The 19,687-nt window shown below is 67.3% G+C and carries 14 protein-coding genes; 10 read left to right on the forward strand and 4 right to left on the reverse strand.

What is annotated here, in order from left to right:
* Positions 1-97: 97 nt before the first annotated feature.
* From HG543_RS28195 to HG543_RS28210, 4 genes are all read left to right on the forward strand, one after another.
* The gene (locus HG543_RS28195; protein WP_169347979.1) at positions 98-1,081 is read left to right on the forward strand and encodes an alpha/beta fold hydrolase; all 984 of its coding nucleotides are present in this window, start codon (positions 98-100) and stop codon (positions 1,079-1,081) included.
* A gap of 145 nt (positions 1,082-1,226) precedes the next feature.
* Positions 1,227-3,065, forward strand: coding sequence for an AAA family ATPase (locus HG543_RS28200; protein WP_169347980.1), 1,839 nt, complete (start codon positions 1,227-1,229; stop codon positions 3,063-3,065).
* Between the two features lie 477 nt (positions 3,066-3,542).
* A complete protein-coding gene (locus HG543_RS28205; protein ID WP_169347981.1) occupies positions 3,543-4,892 on the forward strand; it encodes an AHH domain-containing protein in 1,350 nt (449 codons plus the stop codon).
* Between the two features lie 19 nt (positions 4,893-4,911).
* Positions 4,912-5,481, forward strand: coding sequence for a hypothetical protein (locus HG543_RS28210; protein ID WP_169347982.1), 570 nt, complete (start codon positions 4,912-4,914; stop codon positions 5,479-5,481).
* Positions 5,482-5,793: 312 nt separating this feature from the next.
* Here HG543_RS28210 and HG543_RS28215 read toward each other — a convergent pair whose 3' ends face one another.
* Both HG543_RS28215 and HG543_RS28220 read right to left on the reverse strand, forming a co-directional pair.
* Positions 5,794-6,969, reverse strand: a complete 1,176-nt coding sequence (locus HG543_RS28215) for a right-handed parallel beta-helix repeat-containing protein (RefSeq protein WP_169347983.1) — start codon at positions 6,967-6,969, stop codon at positions 5,794-5,796.
* Positions 6,970-7,132: 163 nt separating this feature from the next.
* Positions 7,133-7,903, reverse strand: a complete 771-nt coding sequence (locus HG543_RS28220; RefSeq protein ID WP_169347984.1) for a hypothetical protein — start codon at positions 7,901-7,903, stop codon at positions 7,133-7,135.
* A gap of 346 nt (positions 7,904-8,249) precedes the next feature.
* Here HG543_RS28220 and HG543_RS28225 point away from each other — a divergent pair, with 346 nt between their 5' ends.
* From HG543_RS28225 to HG543_RS28240, 4 genes are all read left to right on the forward strand, one after another.
* Complete coding sequence (locus tag HG543_RS28225) at positions 8,250-9,323, forward strand: GTPase (RefSeq protein ID WP_169347985.1); 1,074 nt, start codon at positions 8,250-8,252, stop codon at positions 9,321-9,323.
* Positions 9,316-10,440: a GTPase family protein gene (locus tag HG543_RS28230; protein ID WP_169347986.1), complete on the forward strand. Its 1,125-nt coding sequence runs from the start codon at positions 9,316-9,318 to the stop codon at positions 10,438-10,440. Before HG543_RS28225 ends, HG543_RS28230 begins: the two co-directional genes overlap by 8 nt.
* A gap of 16 nt (positions 10,441-10,456) precedes the next feature.
* Positions 10,457-11,635, forward strand: coding sequence for a GTPase family protein (locus HG543_RS28235; protein ID WP_169347987.1), 1,179 nt, complete (start codon positions 10,457-10,459; stop codon positions 11,633-11,635).
* Positions 11,636-11,890: 255 nt separating this feature from the next.
* Positions 11,891-13,456 carry a glycine betaine uptake BCCT transporter gene (locus HG543_RS28240; protein ID WP_169347988.1) on the forward strand — a complete coding sequence of 522 codons (1,566 nt, stop codon included), beginning with the start codon at positions 11,891-11,893 and terminating at the stop codon, positions 13,454-13,456.
* A 15-nt stretch (positions 13,457-13,471) separates the two neighbouring features.
* Here HG543_RS28240 and HG543_RS28245 read toward each other — a convergent pair whose 3' ends face one another.
* The gene (locus HG543_RS28245; protein ID WP_169347989.1) at positions 13,472-14,359 is read right to left on the reverse strand and encodes a sulfotransferase domain-containing protein; all 888 of its coding nucleotides are present in this window, start codon (positions 14,357-14,359) and stop codon (positions 13,472-13,474) included.
* Between the two features lie 1,049 nt (positions 14,360-15,408).
* Positions 15,409-16,203, reverse strand: coding sequence for a hypothetical protein (locus HG543_RS28250; RefSeq protein WP_246357361.1), 795 nt, complete (start codon positions 16,201-16,203; stop codon positions 15,409-15,411).
* Positions 16,204-16,396: 193 nt separating this feature from the next.
* Here HG543_RS28250 and HG543_RS28255 point away from each other — a divergent pair, with 193 nt between their 5' ends.
* Both HG543_RS28255 and HG543_RS28260 read left to right on the forward strand, forming a co-directional pair.
* Positions 16,397-17,893: a hypothetical protein gene (locus HG543_RS28255; protein ID WP_169347991.1), complete on the forward strand. Its 1,497-nt coding sequence runs from the start codon at positions 16,397-16,399 to the stop codon at positions 17,891-17,893.
* 26 nt (positions 17,894-17,919) lie between these two features.
* Entirely contained in the window at positions 17,920-19,620 is a 1,701-nt protein-coding gene (locus HG543_RS28260) for a hypothetical protein (protein ID WP_169347992.1), read from the forward strand.
* Positions 19,621-19,687 lie beyond the last annotated feature (67 nt).

The following is a 19,687-nucleotide window of genomic DNA, read 5'->3' on the forward strand; positions in this document are numbered from 1 at the left end:
CGTCACGGTGGGGTGACGGCTGTGGGGCGGATGGAGCCCGCCTGGAGACCCGGAGACCTTGCGCTCGGGGAGGGGGCGCCCCATGGTTGGCAGTGGCATGCCCTACCGTCGAGCGACCCGACATGTGACTGGCCCGGATGGAACCCGGGTGGCGTGGCATCTCCACTTCGGGAGCGTGCGCGAGGAGAGCGCGGAGGCGGAGCTGGCGGACCGGCGGACGGTGTTGCTGACGAACGGGATTGGCACGACGGAGAACTTCTGGCGGTACATCGTCGGGAGCCTGGAGCAGGACCACCGGGTGGTGCACTGGGACTACCGGGGGCACGGCGGGAGCGAGAACTCGCGGAGTGGGGACTACCGCATTCCCGTGCACGTGGATGATTTGGAGCGCGTCACGGAGGCGGTGATGGCGCAGGGGGACGGGCGGCCGCCGCTGCACGTGGCGTTCTCGATGGGGGTGCGCGTCCTTCTGGAACTCTACCGGAAGCGGCCGGACCTGGTGCCGGCGATGACGCTCATCGCGGGGACGCCGGGGGCACCGGGCTCGGGGGTGGACAGGTGGGTGCCTCGGGCGATTCTGGCGGCGACCCGAGGCGTCTTCCGGGCGATGACGCCCGCGCTGCCAGTAGCGGCGCCGATGGCGCACGCGGTGATGGGCAGCCGCTTCGCGTACCCGCTGGGCCGGGCCGTGGGAGCGCTCCGGGCGCGGGCGCCGAGGGCCGACATCGACGAGTTCATGAAGGCGCTGCGGCGGATGAGCCCGGAGGCGTACTGGTACACGCTGCGGGGGCTGGCGGAGGGACACGCCTGGGACGTGGTGCCCGGGGTGCGCGTGCCCACGCTCATCATCGCGGCGCGCGATGACACCCTCGTGCCGTTCAGGGAAATGGAGCGCCTGAGGGATGCCATGCCTCACGCGCACTGGATGCGGGTGGATGACGCGGGCCATGCCGGGCTGCTGGAGGCGGGGACGGAGATTGCCGATGCCGTCCGCGGCTTCCTCGTGCAGCACGGCATGGAGCCGCCGGGCGTGGGCCGTGCGTCCGAGGCGGATGGGCCCGTGGATCCGCTTCCGGGGTGAGGAGGCGGGCTCATTTCCCGCCGCTCTGAACCGAGCCTGCTCCTGGCGAGGACGTGTATTGGCACCCAGGATGACTGGCCGTGGTACGGAGACGCAGCACAGCCCTGCGCCATAGCCTCCTCAGTCATACTCTTTGGTGCGTAATATGTTGCTCACCAGCTTTCGACTCCAAAACTACAAGAGCTTCTTGGAGCATCCTCCCATTGCTTTTGGACCTGGATTCAACATCATCACGGGCAAGAACAACGCCGGGAAGACAGCCCTGATCGAAGGACTGACTCTCAAGTTTAGCAACAAGCCACACAGGAGTTCCAAGACCGTCCCGACCCCTGCTCATAGGCTTTCGACAGGTTCGGCAGCCTACTTCAAGGTGGCTGCGAGCCGAGAGGAGCTGATCGAGCTCATGCTGAATTCGGACGAAATGCTGTTCATGCCCTATCCGGCCAAACTGGGGGGCGACAGTCCTGGTAGAGCGGTGTTTGACCTCGTTACTTCGAAGGAGCGGATTGAAGTAGCGCTTTCATACGATCCAAACAGCCCAAAGCTTAGAGAGGTCGGTAACCCTTCGTTGGGGCTCTACGCCTCGGACGTGGCCAGCAGAGGGTGGGTGTTGTTGCCCGGCAGGAATAGCAGCAGCGGAGGGCGGCAAAGTCACAACATTGGCGCAGGCAATACTCTTTGGTTGGGAGATGCTCTGGGGCGGCTGTTCATCTCGCGCCTTTACGTCTTCAGAGCGGAGCGCCTCAATATTGGCAAGGCGCCCGTTGGGGCCACGCGTCTACTTGCTCCAGACGCAAGTAATCTACCCGAGGTGCTTGGAGTCCTGCAAGGCAACCCCGCTAGGTTTGAGAGATACAATCGCCTTGTAAGAAGAGTCTTTCCTCAGGTCGAACACGTGACTGTCCGCCCCGTCGATGGCGGGAAGGCCGTCGAAATCCTGATCTGGAATGAAAGTCCTCAAAGGGAGCGAGAGGACCTCGCGGTTCCTCTCTCCGAAAGTGGGACCGGCATCGGGCAGGTTCTCGCGATGCTATATGTCCTGGTGACGGCGGACTCGCCTCGGACGATCGTCATCGATGAGCCCAACAGTTTCTTGCATCCTGGTGCCATACGCTCCCTTATCGAGATCTTCAGGGAACATCCGCAGCATCAGTACATCGTGTCGACCCACTCGTCGGAACTCATTGCGACCAGTGCACCTTCCACGATCCACGTCTTGCGGAAATCCGACGGCGTAACGGGTGTTGAGCAAGTCGATGCGGGTGAGACGCAGCAGCTCCGCATGTTGCTCCTGGAAGTGGGAACAAAGCTCTCCGATGTCTTCGGTGCGGATAGCGTCTTGTGGGTCGAGGGCAAGACGGAGGAGATCTGCTTCCCCATTATCGTGGAGAAAATGTTGGGGCGGACTCCTGGAGTCAGGATTGTTGGCGTCCTTCATACAGGAGACTTCGACGCCGAAGATGCGCGTACGGTGTTTCGAGTGTATGAGCGCCTGACCGAAGGAAAGGTACTGCTACCGCCTGCGGTTGCATTCATCTTCGACCGGGAACTCAGGTCTGAGAGTGCGCGGAACGACCTCGTACGGCAGAGCCAGGGCAAGGTCGGTTTCTTGAACCGACGCACGTACGAAAACTATCTCTTGCATCCCGATGCGATTGCGGCAGTCATGAACATGTCCGCGGCCTTCGTGGACGCCCCCATCGCCGAAGAGCGAATTCAGGTCTGGCTGGACGCGCACTCGCAGCGTGATAAGTACTACCTGAGAGCCAAGACGAGGGATTTCCTTTTGGATGTCGATGCCCCCAAGTTGCTGTCGGATCTGTTCTCGGAGTTGTCCGAGGCGAGGCTCGAGTACAACAAGGTGGAGCATTCAGTTGCGATTACGGAATGGCTCCTCGAGCACAAGAGAGAGGCTCTTCAGGAGATTGCCGACCTTCTGAAGACTCGACTGTCTTCGCGACTGGCATCGCCGGAAAGGAGCTGAGGGCTCGGGCGAACTGCTCGCTGCTGACACCGTCGAAGTCCGCGATCGCCACATGCTCGGCGGGGACTCTGTGCCGCTCATGCAGGACGAGGACCCCATGGCTGGTGGGCACCTGCCTCTATCTGAAGCGCACTGCGCTCACCGCCATCGAGAACCCGGGCACCGTCACGCTCCCGAACAACCGGGACTGACGTCCGCTTCAGCCGCTCCTCCCAGCTGAGTCACTTCCGCACCAGGACGGAGCACGGCGAACAGTTACGAGCATCTGGGACGCGCATGGATGCGCCGCTTTATGCGGCGTGCGTTCATCCTCAGTCCGCGGCGCCGAGGTGGTACTCGGCACGGGTGCTGGCTGCCGCTGCGGTCGGAGGAAGCACCACGCTCCGAGGTGGCGTATGGGAAAGCCCAATCCGCTGGGTCCTGGCCGTGGCCCGGCCGCGCCCCAGAGGATGGCCCTCATTCCCACCGGGGGGCTTGATGAGGGTGCATCGCGCTGCCGCGCTGCTGCTGCTGGCTTTGGTGACAGGTTGTGCCTCTGGGCGCGTAGTGCGCTTGGAGACGGGCCGCGGGCCGCCAGTCGTCTTCACGCCTGACAACGGCGATGCCGAGCCAGTGGAGGTGGAGCGGCACGAGTTCAAGACGGCCCTGGCGAGGCTGGCGCGGGACATGCGGCCTCCAGTCAATCCCCAGCAAGCCGCACGGCACCAGATGGGAGTGGATGCCCGAGGCGGTGCGTACTTCTTCAACCAGCGGACCCGGCAGCTCACGCCGCTGGACGCGGCTGCCTTGGCCTCCGACATGCCGCCAGCGGAGATGGAACTGACGCGAGCGTATCTGCGTTGGTGCGAGCGCACCGGGCGCAAGGGCGACTGTCTGCGCCTGTTGGTGGACAGCCCCACCGTCACCGGAGACGGGCGCTACACGCTGGCCATGGCCCTGGCTCAAGGCGTCGTCCGAGAAGAGATGCTGGACGCCTTCCGGGACATGGCCGACCCGCACGCGGCGCTCTCAGCGGCGCTGTGGACCATGACCCTCTACCTGGTCCTCTGGTCGGTGCCCGAGCCGGTGAGCAAGGGCCTGGCTGCCGTCATGACGGCCACAGCCATCGTCTACCTGGGGGTGGACACCTTCTGGACGCTGATCGCGGGCTTCAAACGGTTGGTGGAAGAAGCGGACCGGGCCACCACGTTTGACGAGCTGCGCGACGCGGGCGAGCGCTACGGCAAGGTCATGGGCCGGAACGTGGCGCGAGCCTTCGCGCTGCTGGCGACGGTGGCCGTGGGCCACACGGCGGTGGGCTTCGCCAGCACGGTGCCCACGCTGCCCGGCTCCGCCCAGGCGGCGACACTGGCTGGGGGCCGAGCGGGCATCCGCCTTGCCGCCGTGGGAGAAGTGGGCGCGGTGGCCGTCTCGGGCGAGGCCGTCACCGTGGCGCTGGCCCCCAATGCGGTGGCCATGACGGCACGGGCCATGGGGGGCGCGGCTGCCGCCCCGGTGGACGCGGAGGGCCATGACCACCACATCGCTACGAACAAGTGGTGGAAGTCCACCCACAGTGACGGCCCGTGGTCGCCCGAGTTTCAGAAGATTTTCGACAAGGCGGGCATGTCGCTGGACGACCCTGTCAACATCGTTCGCGTCAAGGGCCACAAGGGGCCTCACCCGCTTGAGTATCATGAGCGGGTTTTCGAGCGGCTGACTGATGCGACACGAGGGTGCCGCACCATGCAGCAATGCCGCGAGGCGCTGACAGCGGAACTCCGCAAGTTGGGGCAGGAAATCGCCACTCCAGGCACCAGGTTCAACAGGCTGGTGACGGGCACCTAGTAGGGACACAATGGTCAACATGCCGAAGCGGTACTTCAAACTTGCCGTCGACATGTCTGTCAAGGCGCGTTGGTCTCTCGGAATGCTCGCTGATCTCCATGGCCGGGAGGTGGACGACCCGTGGATGTTCACGGATGGAAGACCCCTTCCCGACCCGGGACGCTTGACGCTTCCCGTTACCAATCCGGGAAGGGCGGTGGACTTCAGTTATGGGGGCATCGCTACCCCGGTGGTACATCCCAGGGTCGCGTCCGTCTTCGCTCAGCTCGCTCCCGAGGACGTACAGCTCTTCCCTGTGGCGATTGAGGGCCAACCCGAGCCGTTCTGTGTCCTCGTGGCCACAAGGTTGATTCGCTGCATTGACGACGGGGCTTGCGAAGAGGTCCAGGTATGGACGCCAGAGGATGGGCGACCTGAGAAGGTTGGACAGTACCGGGATATATGGGGCTTGCGCATTGACCCCTCCAAGGTGGGCGACTCCAAGGTGTTCCGTACCTGGGGATGGCACGTCGCCTTGATCGTCCGTGAGGAAATCCGCGATGCGCTAGAGCGCCTGTGCGCCTCCGGGACGAAGTTCACCGAAGTCTAGGCCGGAGGGTGCATAGCTCCTTGGCCATTCTGGCTTGCCCTTTCCGAGACGTGTCAGCGCCCCACGCGGGGCCCGCATGGGCAGCGGCGGCGGGCACCCGGCTCGCGAAGCCAGGCGTCGTCCTGACGCAGCCCGAGCCGGGCGACATCGTCCTGCGGCCACCACGGCCACGGGCAGCTTCATCTGCGCGAACTCCCCGTGGGTGGTGTATGTCGCGAACGTGCCGAGCGGCCATGTCATTGGCAACCGCGCGTCCGGCTGGCACCTGCGCGGGACCATGAAGTCAGACCCCGCCGCCGTGCCGGGGTACCGTCAGTAGTCGGCGCAGACGACGCCGACGCAGTCGCCCGCGCCATTGTCTCGCGCGACGTTGCCGCCTCCGTCGTTGGCGGTCGGCGCGTGGATGCCCCAGCCCGTGTTGCCCAGGGCGACGTTGCCGATCAGGGTAGGCATGCTGGGCGGCAGCACCCGGAGGCCGTCACCGTCGTTCCGCAGGAAGCGGTTGTCGCGGACGATGCCCGTGAGCGGGACGGGGACCACCTCCGGCAGGTCCGCCAGCGTCAGCCCGCCCGCGTTGTCCCAGAAGGTGTTGCCCTCGATGAAGACCGTCCGGGCTGCACCCCGGAGGCCGCTGCCATTGTTGACGACCCACGAGTTGCGCAGCACGAGGCTGTAAGGCTCCCAGACCGGGGCGGTGGGGGGCGCGAACGAGGTGTTGTTGGCGATGAGCGTGTCCTCGATCCGCATCTCTCCGCAGCTGAGGAAGCCGGCTGTGTCGAACGGCATCGTGCCCACGGCGGTGTTCTGCGCAATCGTGCTCGAGCGGAAACGGACGGAGCCATAGAAGCAATAGACGACGGTTCCGTTCGACGTGAAGGTCGAGTCCAGCACGTCGGTGTCGTGGGCGTCGACGAAGATGGCGCGCCCGTTGCCGGTGAAGTGCGTCGATCGGATGTCGTACTCGCCGAAGGCCGTGGCGAACTCACTGCTCAGCCCGTCGCCGTTGCCGCTCAGGCGGGAGTCCGTAATGAGGAGCCTCGCGTTGCCGATCCGGTGGTAGATGGCGGTCCCGTTGTCGACGAGCGCGAGCCGGTGCAGCCGTATCGCGGTCGCGGCGCCATCGACCAGGACTCCCCAGCGGAACCCCCGGATGGTGCCGTTGCGCACCATGCTGTTGGCGTCCACCACGATGCCTTCGGACTCGCCCATCTCCGGGCCGGTGCGGCTCACGGTATACCCGCCGAGGTCCAGGACGATGCCCACGCCGACGACCCGGAGCGCGGGGCCGTTCGTGCCCGGGCAGGCGAGGTCGCGCGTGAGCTTCGTGTGCTGGGTGATGGTGTCACCGCACCGGACGCCAGACCCGAGGGTGCTCGTGGCCTCGGCCCCTGCTTTCAACTCCACCTCACCGCGGGCCTGCGCGGTGGACGTCCCCGTGAGCAATGTCGCCAGGGCCACGGCGACGACCAACCCTCGTGTCTGCTGCATGATGCCTCCCAGGCGGGGCCAGGCTGGTCCCGCGCCGCGGACGCTAGGCATCGGGCCCGGAGGGTTCATCCCCGCCCGCGGTGGCAGCGCGTGGCCCATGCGGTGACAGTCCAACCGCGCGGCGGGGTGGGGTGGGGGCTTCGAATGCAGGGCTGACCCGCCGCTACCAGATGCAGGCGGGAGTGCCGGTGAACACCGGGAAGGGGGCGAGCGCGCCGTCCGGAACGTCACTGTGCGCCGGGGCGCTCGTGGCGGCCTTGCGCATGGTGGTGCTGGAAGAGCTGATGTACCCCAGCGCGTACACCGTGCTGCTCGAGCGCTCGCGCAGGTTCGCGCCGCACCACGGCTGGCTCGTGATGTTGGCCAGCGAGCCCAGGGGAATGATCCTCGCGCTGCCACCGCCGCCGAAGTAGGTGTAGTCCGAGGAGTTGGTGATGGGGAACTTCGCGCCGGCAACCCAGAGATAGGCCTGGGACGTCGTCCGCTCCTGGACCAGGAGCTTGTTCGAGAAGGCGAGGTTGACGAAGGCCTCCTGCCAATTGCTGTTCGGGATGTTGTTGATGACCTTCCAGTCATCCCAGTAGTCCAGCTCCGTGGCGGAGGGAATCGCCCAGTACATGCCTCCCACCACGACGTAGACCTGAGAGGTGTTGATCTGGCGGAACAGCGTGCCGTCCTGCGGAATCTGCGTATAGGAATTGATGGTGGCCTGGGACAGCGCCACCGTGGACGCGCCAGAATACAGACTCACTTGCGCAGGGGGGATGTAGAACCTCGCGCCGCCCGCCACCAGGTAGCGGCTCGAATTGTCGATGCTGAGGAGGACGTAGCCGTCCGGCACAGGGGCATAATTCGCGAGCGCCTGAGCGCCCAGGAGACTCAGACCCAGGACGAGCCAGCGACGAAAGATCGAGAGGAACGAGTCGACACGCACGTGAATTCTCCAGTCAGGGTGTGTGTGCTGCGGGGAGAGGCCCGGCCTGATTCGGTGGGCAATGGGAATACGCAGACACCCTCTGGACTGGGTCGTTTCTATCAACGTATTCATCTTTTCCAATGTGGTGGAAGTTATGTGATGGGAAGAGGCTCGAGTGTCAGCACCGCTGGCGCTGGCCTCGAAGGCGCTCCAGCATGAGCGCGCCGCTGCCGCTCTCACCCGCCGGGGGTATGGCTTCAGGCTCCTGGCCGCGCGAGGGTTCCGGCTGCCCGCTCGGACTTGGAGTGCATGGGATGCGGTCCAGGCGATCAATACAGTCCGTACGTTCTGGATGGGAGCGCCTGTGTCGTCATCTCCACCCGAAGAGGACTCCGCACGGCTCGTGCTGGTCGGGCAGACGGGGGCGGGAAAGTCGAGCCTGTTCAATGCCCTCCTCGAGGGGGACCACCAGCGGGTAGGGGTCACGCCCACCACGCGCTTCAGCGCGGAGCGCCCCTGGGCGGCCCGGGGGCGTGCCCTCCTCATCGACACCCCCGGCTTGAACGAGGAGGGGGCCGCGGAGGACGTCGCCGCGAGGGCCCTGGAGGCAGTGGCTGACGCCCATGTGGTGCTTGCCGTCGTGGGCTACCCGGACCGGGCCATCGAGGGGCTGCGGAGCTTCGTCCAACGTGTCCGAGAGGCGGAGCCGGCCCTTCCCATCCTCATGCTCGGCACCCGCGTCGACCTCGTGAACCCCCGCGGCTTCGATGCCACGGCCTTCCGCCTGGACCCGCCCACCACGGAGCACGAGCAGAAGGTGTCTCGCTGGCTCGACTACCTGAACTCGGAGCTGGGGCCGCTCGGTGTCCGGGGCGTCATCGCTTGCTCCGCGGGAGAGGGCGCCGCGGACCGGGCACGACAGTTCAACCTGGTGAGCGTGGCGGGGGCCATCGAGCAGCTTCTTCCCGAGCGGGTGCGGGTCGACTTCGTGCGCCGAGGCCGGGTCTTCGCCAGCAAGGATGAGAAGGCCCGGCGCATCATCCTCGCCGCGTCCGCGGCCGCCGGCGCCGCCGCGGTCGTTCCCATCCCCATCGCCGACGCGGTCGCCATCACCAGCATCCAGGTGGGGATGATCATCTCCCTGGCCTCGCTCTACGGCATGACGTTGTCCTGGTCCTCGGCCGCGGGGCTGGCCTCCGCCGGGCTCGCCGCGTTCGTCGGCCCGATGTTCTTCCAACAACTCGTGAAGCTCCTGCCGGGCGTGGGTTCCATCATCGGGCCGGGCGTCGCCACGGCCATCACGCTGGCCATGGGGCACGCCTTCAACCGTTTCTTCATGCAGGGGCAGTTCAATCCCAGTGCCGAGGCCGTCAAGGCGGCCACCCGCCGTGAGTACCAGCGGCGCAAGCAACCCTCCGCCGGAGACACCGATGCGTGAGTCCTTCTTCGAAGACGCGGCCCGCAAGGCCGCCGAGAGCCTGGGGGAGCCCCCGCGAATCATCCTCACGGGCAAGACGGGGGCCGGGAAGTCGAGCCTGACGAACACGCTGCTCGGCAAGGAGGTCCAGAAGACCGACGTCGTGCCGTGCACCCAGGATGAAGCGGAGATCGACTGGAAGGCCGGAGCCACGGACTTCAAGCTCATCGACGTGCCGGGCTTCGCGGAGGCCGGGCTGCATGCGAAGCGCGTCGAGTTCATCCTGAACAACCTCCCGAGGGCGCACCTGGGGTTGCTCGTCATCGGCGCTCCGGATCGCGCGCTGCAGCACGAGGCGGACTTCCTCGCCGACATCCGCGGCGTCGAGGAGCGCTTCCCGATGCTGGTCGTCGCCAACAAGATCGACCTGGTGAATCCCGTGCGCAGCTGGGAGCCTCGGGAACTCAACCTCGCGCTGCCCCGCACGCAGAAGGAGTTGAACATCACCGCGTGGTCAGGGGAGGTGAGGCGGGCCTGCCGCATCGACGAGGCGCGGCTCCTGCGGGTCGCCGCGGGTGAGCGCTACGACGATGTGGAGAACCAGTACGGTATCGAGGCGCTCAAGCGCGCCATCTTCCACGCCCTTCCGGACGTGGCCCAGAACCACGCCGCCCGGGTGTTGCAGGTGGAGGACCTCAAGCGGGACCGCGCCCACAAGGTCATCTACGCCAACGCGGTGCTGGCGGCGACGGCGGCGGTGGTCCCCATCCCCCTGGCGTCGACCCCCATCATCACCGCCATCCAGGCGGAGATGGTCCTCGCCATCGCCTTCATCTACGGCGTGAAGCTCGACTGGCGGCAGGCGGTGGGGCTGCTCGGGCCGGCCCTGGGATTCCTGACGGGACCGCTGGCCTTCCAGGAGCTCGTGAAGCTCATTCCAGGCTTCGGCTCGGTGGTCAGCTCCGGGGTGGCGGGAGTCATCACGTATGCCATTGGCATGACCTATCTGCACTTCTTCATCCACGGGAACTTCAAGCCGTCCGCCGAGGAGGTGAAGGAGGTGCTGCGCAAGCAATACTCCGAGGCCGAGCACCTCAAGGACCAGCTGAAGAACGAAGCGGAGCGACGGAAGAAGTGACCACGGAGGCGCAGCCATGACGGTCGGTGAGGAGACCCAGCAGCAGGTCCGTGACGAGGCGCGACGGGCCGCGGACCGCTTCGAGCAGGAGAACGTGCTGCCGACGTTCCTGCTCTGTGGAAAGACGGGCGCCGGCAAGTCGAGCCTGCTCAATGCGCTCGCCGGGGCCGCGGTCCAGGAGGTCGGCGTCGTGCCGACCACCCAGGCGCCCGGGGAGGTCCGGCTGGAGGAGGGCGCGCTGTGTCTGCGTGCCATCGACGTGGCCGGCTTCGGTGAGGCGGACCGGCACGAGGAGCGGCTCCGGGTGATGTTGGAGCAGCTCCGCCGCGTGCAGCTGGTGTTGATGGTGGTGGGGCACCCGGACCGGGCGCTCGAGATGGAGTCCAGCTTCCTCGACGCGATGAGGAAGCGGGCAGGCTCGCCCGAGCTGGCGCTTCCGGTGGTGGTGGCCGCCAGCAAGATCGACCTCGCCAATCCCGCGAAGGTCTGGGAGCCCGCGTCGCTCGACCTCGACAACCCGCGCACGAACAAGGAGCACGCCATCGTGCAGTGGCGGCACTACGTGGCCGCGACGCTCGGCAGGCACCTGCCGACGCAGGTCGTGGCGTGCTCGGCGAGCGAGTTCTGGAACGACCGCGCGAACCAGTACGGTATCGATGCGCTGCGCCTCACGCTCTACGAAGCCCTGCCCGAGGCGGCGCGAACCTGGTTCGCACGCATCGTCAACGACGAGCGCCTGCGGGAGCGGCGTGCGAATGAAATCGTGCTCGGCAGCGCGGGGTTGGCGGCGACGGCCGCGCTCCAGCCGGTCCCGCTCATCCCGGATGCGTGTCTCATCGCACCCATACAGGTCGCGATGATTACCGGCATCGCCGTCACCTATGGGGCGGACCCGCGCAAGGTGGACGCGGTGAAGCTGCTCGGCCCCGCCGTGGCCACCATGGGGGGCAGGCTCCTCTTCGAGCAGGCGTTGAAGCTCATCCCCGGCCTGGGCTCCGTGCTGGGTGCCAGTGTGGCGGGGGTGATCACCCTGTCACTTGGACAGGCCTATCACGCGCTCATCCGGAATGGCGTCTGGGCTCCGAGCGAGCACGAGTTCGCGGCGGCCTTCACGCGCTTCTACGAGAAGAACAAGGAGCTGCGCCTGGAGGACCTCCTCGCGCGGCGCCAGCGGCGCTCCGGCCCGACGCTGTGAGCTGACTTCAGGACTCCATCGGCTGGACCCCCTTGGGGCGCTCGCTCGGCTGGACCCGCCATGATGCCCACCAGGTGGACTCGACCCGTACGTCAGGGGCACGTACGTGCCGTCCGCCGTCTGGCCCTGATCGCCCAAGCCGGGGCCAGGAAGCGTGCGACCGGGCAGGCAGCCGCTTCGCAGCTCGCCCGGAAGTCTTCCGGCCGGGCTCATTTTTGCTTTGTGCTCAAACCTTTCGCGTGAGAGAGGAACGGGATGGTCTTCGCCGTCTCTGTCATCCTGGCCCTGCTCATCGTCATCGGGGGCCTGGTCCACCCGGAAGGGTTCGCTTCGGGAGCCAGCGCGTTGCTATCGCTCACCACCGAGAAGTTCGGGTGGTTCTTCCTGCTGTCCACCTTCGGCTTCCTGCTCTTCGCACTGTCCCTGGCGTTCGGGCGGTTCGGGAGCGTGCGACTGGGGCGAGACGAGGACGTGCCGGAGTACTCAGACCTCACCTGGTTCGCCATGCTCTTCAGCGCGGGCATGGGCATCGGGCTGGTGTTCTGGGGCGTGGCCGAGCCGCTCAGCCACTACGTCCGCCCGCCCCCGGGCGCCGAGGGCCAGACGGCCGAAGCGGCCCGGCTGGCGATGCGCTTCTCCTTCTTCCACTGGGGCCTGCACGCCTGGGCCATCTACACGGTCATCGGGCTCGCCATCGCCTACTTCAGCTTCCGCAAGGGCCAGTCCGGTCTCATCAGCAGCACCTTCGCGCCGCTGCAGGGGGCGCGGATCCACGGCCCGCTCGGCAAGGGCATCGACGTGCTGGCCACGCTCGCCACGGCGTTCGGGGTGGCCACCTCGCTGGGACTGGGGACGCTGCAGATCAACAGCGGGCTCGCCCGCCTCACCGGCTTGCCCCAGAGCCTTCCCGTCCAGCTGGGCATCATCTCGCTCGTCACGGTGCTCTACTTGCTGTCGGCCACCACGGGCCTGGACCGGGGCATCAAGCTGCTGAGCAACGCCAACCTGACGCTGGCGGTGGGACTGCTCGTCTTCGTCCTGTTCGCCGGGCCCACGTCCTTCATCTTCGACGTCTTCACCTCGACGCTGGGCGCGTACCTGCAGAACCTCGTGCAGATGAGCCTGCGGCTCACGCCGTTCAGTGCAGGTTCGTGGATCAAGGACTGGACGCTCTTCTACTGGGCGTGGTGGATTGCCTGGGCGCCCTTCGTGGGCCTGTTCATCGCCCGGGTGTCCCGCGGGCGGACCATCCGTGAGTTCGTGCTGGGCGTGCTGCTCGTGCCCAGCATCTTCAGCCTCGTGTGGTTCTCCGTGTTCGGCGGCACGGCGCTGAAGATGGAGATGTTCGACCAGGCAGGGCTGGTGGGCACCACGGGTCCGGACGTGACGGCGGCGCTGTTCCAGATGCTGGAGCGGCTGCCGCTCGGTGGCCTGCTGGCGGCGCTCGCCACCCTGCTCATCATCACCTTCTTCATCACCTCGGCGGACTCGGCCACGTTCGTGCTGGGCATGCTCTCGTCGAATGGGCGGCTCAACCCTTCCAGCCGGGTGAAGGTGCTGTGGGGGGTATTGCAGTCCGCCATCGCCGCGGTCCTGCTGCTCAGCGGCGGGCTCAAGGGCCTTCAGACCGCGTCCATCATCACCGCCGCGCCGTTCGCCGTCATCATGGTGCTGATGTGCATCTCGGTGCGTCGAGCCCTCCTGGACGAGGAGCGGGCCATGCACCGGACGCAGAGAGCCCCCTCGGGTAGCGCGAGCTCCGCGCCCGGGGCCCCCCGGAGTGACGTCCGCTGGCGACTCGAGGGAGAGCGCGAGCCTTGAGCCGCCCCACGGGCCTCACACCTCCGTCTCGCCAATGCCAAGCTTCTCGCGCAGGGGGCTCATCCGCTCGCCCAGGGCGGCCTGGACCTCCGGCGTCAGTTCCGTGCGGCCGTCGCCCACCACGCCCTTGCGGATGAAGCCCGGCTTGGGGGCGCCCCGGTCGAAGAGCGGCACCCGCACGTCGAAGCGGTCACCGTGCTGCTTCATGTAGGCGAAGCCGCACTTCTCCAGGATGGCGCCCATGCGGTCCTCTTCGAGGGTGACGCCCAGGAAGCGCGCCACCTTCCGGATGCCGCCCTCCAGGTCCTCGACCAGTTCCTCGTAGCGCAGGTGGAGGACGTTCGGGTCCGCGCGGTGCGGCCACCACGACTCCAGGTGCACGAACCACCGCTTCAGCAGGAAGTTCCGACGGAGGAAGGGGACGTCGAGCCTGTGCCGGAAGCCGTCCTCCAGGCAGACGTGGTTGTGGAGCGAGACCAGCGAGTCCGCCGCGTTGCGGGTGACGTAGATGATGCGGCTGTCCGGGGGCGGAGCCAGGAGCCCGTAGGGCATGTGTGTCTTCAGGATGCGAGGGGAGGGGAGCGCGTCCAGCACGTCCTCCGCGAAGCCGCGGAGCATCAAGTGCTCCAGGTAGGGGGACACCTGGTAGATGTGCTCGAACTCGCCCCGGCCGCCCGTGAGGACCTGGTAGACGATCTGCTGCATCCACGTCGTGCCCGTCTTCGGCGCGGTGGCCACGTAGATGTCCCCGGGGCGCGGCTTGAGAAACGCGTAGCGCAGCCGGAGCCACCGCAACGCGAAGCGCGCGAAGGTCATGGGCTTGTTGAAGAGTTGCACGAGGCTGAGCAGGGCGCTCAGCCCTCCGTGGATGGCGCGCTGCGAAACGGACGAGCCAGACCCCATGCCGTGTTCTCTCCCGCTTGACTCCGTGAAGATGCGCTCCAGGCGCACGTCGGTACCTACGCGGCTCGAGCACGTTGGAGTCCGGAGCATAGCGCCAATGGCAGGCGTGTGGCAGGCCAAGGGCCTCAGCGAAGGATACGAGGTGTATGGGGCACAACCTACCCAGGTAGGCAGCGCGGAACTCCGCTAGATATCGTCTCCTTCATCTCGTGCCCCATGCCAGCAAAAGTGCAGGCTTCGCGCTAGGCTTCCATGTGGGAGGTGCGCATGCGGCGTTGCCCATGTGGGGGAAGCAATGAGGCGTGCTATTTCTGTGGAGGCAGAGGAGCGATTGGCGACCTGCCCCCGCCTGCTTCTGCATCTTCCGCGAGACCTCGAAGCCGGGGCAGGAAGTCAGACAAACCCAAGAGACCAGGGGTTGTTGGAACGAACACCGCGTCTCCACTGGACGTGCCCTCCCTGGCTCGCAAGACGTTTGAAGGTCCCAAGCTTCAGTGCCCAGGCTGTCGAGTCCTGATGACAAAACAGGCCTTCGATGCACATCTCAAGACCTGCCCGAGGACCTTTCTCTACGAGAGATGCAGATGGTGCTCCGAGCGCATGTTGCGTTCGAATCTTGGAGTGCATGCGACAACCTGCCCGAAGCGGCCTGTTCCAAGACAACCGGCGAAGCCGGCAAGGCCCACGAATCCCTCACCCATCCAAGGCAAGCAGCGGTTTCTCCAGCCCTGTCCAAAGTGTGGCGCGTCCGTGAGTGCCACACGCATGAAGAAGCACCTGCTCAAGGCTCACGGGGCACGTCCCAGGGAGGCGCGCCCTGCGCTTGCTGTTCAGCCTGTCGTTCGCACGGGCCGCCGAGTCGTGATCGGGCGTACACTGCCAATGCAGGAAGAGACCGCACGCAGGCCACGCAGGCCCGTTGCGAACGACGAACATCGTTCCAACAAGAAGAGTGGCCGCAAGGACGTGTTCGACCTTCCGTCCAAACGGCTCGTTTACGGCGGAGCATTCGACTCGAATAGACGGCGTCACTGACCTGCGTCGCCCATTCACTCCTGCTTGCGCTCGGGCGGCTCCCAAGTGAATTGCACGGAGGGAGCCTTCACCGCCTTCGCGTCCTTCATCAGGAAGCCCTCTTGCCGCTTGGACGCGCGCTCGAACGCGGGCCGCGGTGACGCGGGAATGGGCAGCAGCACGCCCACCACGAAGTTCCTCCCGCGACACGCCTCGGCGGCGTAGCCGAACGAGATGCGCACGGCGACCTTGTCGCCCTCGACGTGGTGGAACGCGACCGAGCGCTTCACGGATTCGAGCCCGCCCAGGTCGAAGCCCACGCAGTCCTCGCCGGGCTCCAGGCTCTGCATCAGCGCCTCCACCGTCGTGGCGCTCTTGAACGCCGCCTCGTCATGGATGTGCTTGCGGACGAAGCCGTCCGCCTTGAGCGCCGCGAGCACGTCCTTCTCGGGGAACACGTCGAGCAGCGAGAAGGCCCCCTGGGGCTTCGTCACGTCCTCGGTGACGTACTTCGTGCTTGCGTACGGGTGCGCGCCGCCGGTGAAGCCCGCGCCCGTCTGTTCGTAGCTCACCCACGGGCCCACCACCGACAGCACCTTGAAGGACTGGGAGGCTTCCCAGCCGAGCGTGTCGGTCCCCTCGGGGACCTCCATGCCGGAGAGGAACTCCGCCTTGCGCGACTGCAGGCCGAACACCTCCTTGCCGCCACGCAGGCCGCGCAGGTCCTTCGCGGACATCTCGAACGTGACGTCCGAGCCGGTCACCTTCCACGTGCGCGGCTGGGCAGGAGCCGCGAGCAGCACCACCATCAGCAGGGATTCCATGAGCATGCGGGCCATTCTGCCTGGATTCCCCCAACACGCGCGTGACAGGCGCCCGGTGCTCGCCACCGTGGTCGAGCAACCGCATCTCCGCTCACGGGACTGCGTCCGTCGGGCCACGGGTGCACTCGGGCATCGGAGCTGGCGAAGGGTTTGCATTACAGGTGCTGCGCGTCGCAACTCCGTGGACTCCAGAGACCCCATGCGCAGCCCGTTCCGAGTGTCACACCCATCCGCGGCTCCTCTCCTGGTGCTCGCCGTCCTGGCCTGGAGCGGTGGCGCCCTGGCCGGAGCGCCAGGGTCATCCTTCCGGGTCTGGAGCGCTCCCGACCTCATCGCCGTCACCTGGGAGGCTTCCGGGACCCAGCCCGCGCTCTCGCTCTACCGGCGTCCGCTCGACCCATCCACGGACCTGCCGCTGTGCATGACCTCCCTGTTCCAGGGTGGAGCCCAGGACTGCTTCGTCCCGTACAAGGACTGCACGCTGAACCTCCAGGTCTCCCGTGCTGGCGGTGGAATGACCCTGACCCTCCGGAAGGCGGAGGGGCCGGACTGTCCGAGTGACCTTCCGGCGGAATGGCGGCTCAAGAGCACCCCCGACATCCTGGCGTTGCTGCGCGCCGACTTCGTCTCGTGGGTACGAAACCCCGGCTCGCGCCTCAGGGTGGGGGAGGGGCCCGGACGCGGCCGGTCCGCGTCCGAGCTCCTGCAGCCGCTCCCGGACGCCGAGCTGCTGCGGCTCTTCGACACCGTGGCTCCGTTCCTGTCCGAGCACCGCACCGAGCCGCGGTCCCGGATGTGGCAGCTCACCTCGGCCGCCGCCTCGGCCCTCGACGCGTGCGGGACGATTGACCAGGCGGAGTGCATCCGCGGGTACCTCGAGCGGCGATATCCCAGGCCCACCGGGAGCGCGCGCCCAGCAGACCCGTCTCCACAGGATCTGGGAGATCCCGCGCCACTCTCCGCCTCTGAGCTCGCGGTCCCCGGGGAGCAGGCGTCGGGAATGACTGGCGTCTGGGCCTGGCCCGAGATCGACCTGAACTACGTGAACACGGTGAGCGCCAGGACCGAGAATGGAAGACTCCACATGACGTTCATGTTCCAGCAGATCCGCGACAGCGGGGGACTGCGGGAGCAGGCGTCGTTCCCCTCCGTGGACTGCGTCGGTGCCCATGTCCGCCAGGGATGGTCCCGGCTGGAATGTGGCGACAGGGGCGCGGTCAAGGTGCGGCTCCAGGGCGCCCGGCTCGTCGTGCGTGCGCTGTCCCTTCGGATGAGCAGCGAAGAGCCCCGCCTCGGGCTCGAAACGGAATTCCGGCGCGTCGACTCGCTCGCCCTCGAGGCCGCGTTTCTCCGCTACCCGCTGGAGCCCTGGGGCGCCAACTCGTACCCCCAGGACATCGAGAACGACCTGAAGGATGAACTGGGCTCCTGGATGGAGACGACCATTCCCCAGAAGGTCCGTGCATCCCTTCGAGCGCGGAAGGAGGTCCCGGAGACGATGTCCGCGTCTCGCGCCTTCAACCTCCTCTCCTTCACGCTCGCGAACCTCATGAAGCGCTGTCCCGCCCAGGACCCCGGAAGGAAGGCCTGCATCGAGCGCGAGCTCCCGGAGGCCATCCGCGACGCGCATGCCCGCGTGGGGCCCGCGGACGGCACCCGGGCCGGAGCCCCTGGAAAGAAGCAGGACGGACAATGAATGGCCTGCGGAGGTACGCTTTCGCGATGAAGCCCGCGCGCCTGCTGGCCCTGCCGTTGCTCCTGTGCGCCTGCGCCACGTCATCACCTCGGTCCCCGGCACCACGAGCGGCCGACACCACTCCGCCCACGGAGCAGCCGCTTCCGGCGGCACCCCCGGAAGCCCCGGCGGCGTCCGCGCCGCGCGAGACGCGGGAGCTGGCTGGCGAGGAGAAGGAGAAGGTGCTCGGGCGGCTCGACCTCTTGGACCAGGAAGTCGACAGGGTGTGGCTCGAGTCCTGTCCCCTTGCGCCGGGACGCAGTGAACTCCTGCGCGCTTCGGCCGGCACGTTCGATGAGGGAGGGCTCCCGTGGGACATCGAGCTGTATGCCCCCCGGCTCGATGGCGAAGTCCTCGCCGTGTTCGAGGACCGGAGGAGGCGATACCCGCCCCAGGGCGAGGAGGAGCCGCCCTGGGAGGTGCGGTGCCGGCCTGGAGGGCTCGACCTGGGCTACCCAGATGACCTCGTGGCGTTGCACCTCGACGAGAACGGCCTCTGGTTCGATCCCCGGTGGGGGAGGGAGCTGCCCGCGCGGTTGGACCGTGCCTCCGATGCGACGCTCGCGCACTTCGACGCGGTGCTCGTGGCGGTGCGCAAGGGCACGGGGGTCGACACCGATGCGGACGAGGCCGCCGAAGCCCTCCTGCGAGTCCTTCTCGCGCGGGCCGAGCGCTCGCTTCGGGCCGCGAAGCCCTCGGACGCGGGAGCCGTCCTCGACCGGGCCCGGGAGGTGCTCTCTCGGGCCTCGAAGGAGGAAGCGCCCTGGGCCTCCTCGCTCCAGGCGCGGGCTCGCGCGGCGGAGCTGGCACTCCTCCGCCTGCGGCTGACGGAGGCCGAGCAGGCGCTGGACGCGGAGAATGACCTCCTCGCTGGCGCGCGCCTCGACGCCGTCCATGCCACGCTCTCCGCGGCGCCCGCGGAGGAGCCGTGGACGTCCCTCGGAGCCAGGGCATCCGCGCTATCCGGGCGCGTGGCCGCGGCGCGTGCGCGGGCGCCGCTGTGGGTCGCGGCCCGCCACAAGGTGGGCAGGCTCTCCTCGTTTCCGAGCGTCCCCACCGATGACCCGGAAGACGGTCCGGACCTGTTCTGGCGCGGCGGCGAGCTGTGTGTGCGGCAGACGGAGCGGGCCGGGCGCATGCGCTGTGTCGACGCCGCCACGAGGCGCTGGAAGGGGCGGGAGCCCTATGTGTCCCCGCTCTCCGGGGGCTGGCAGCTCTCGGTGGAGGAGCCGGCGAAGCATCAATGGCGCATCCTGCTCAGTATTCCCGAGGGTGGAGCGAAGCAGTGGAACCACCTGGACTGGCCCGGTCATCTGCGGGTCGTCGCCCGGGGGCGGGAGTACGACTTCGTCATCGTCGCCGAGCGCCCGGCGGGAGACACGAGCACGGTCGATGCACCTCCCCGAGTCGAGGGGCTCGAGTCCCATGACCTCGCCAGGGGCCCGGGCTCGCTCCTGGCTGGCGGCGGCGAGCTGTACTTCGCGGCGCCCGACGAGCTTCGCGCCACCCACGTCGAGGGCCGCAGCTGGCGCTTCTCCCCTGGCATTCCAGACGCACCGAAGGGCTGTGCCCGGGAGCCGCTCGTCTCCCCTGACGGGAAGTGGGCGGCCTGCGCCGTGGACCTGTCGTCGGAGGCGGACCCCAGGGAGGCCTACGCGCTGTGGCTCCTCGAGCTCGTCCGCGAGTGAGGATGGGGCCCGGTCGCCGTGCTCACCGGCCGCGGCTCGCGGCGTCCGGAGCCGGAATGCGCGACGG

It is taken from the genome of Pyxidicoccus fallax, assembly GCF_012933655.1.
In the GTDB taxonomy this organism is placed as follows: Bacteria; Myxococcota; Myxococcia; order Myxococcales; family Myxococcaceae; genus Myxococcus; species Myxococcus fallax.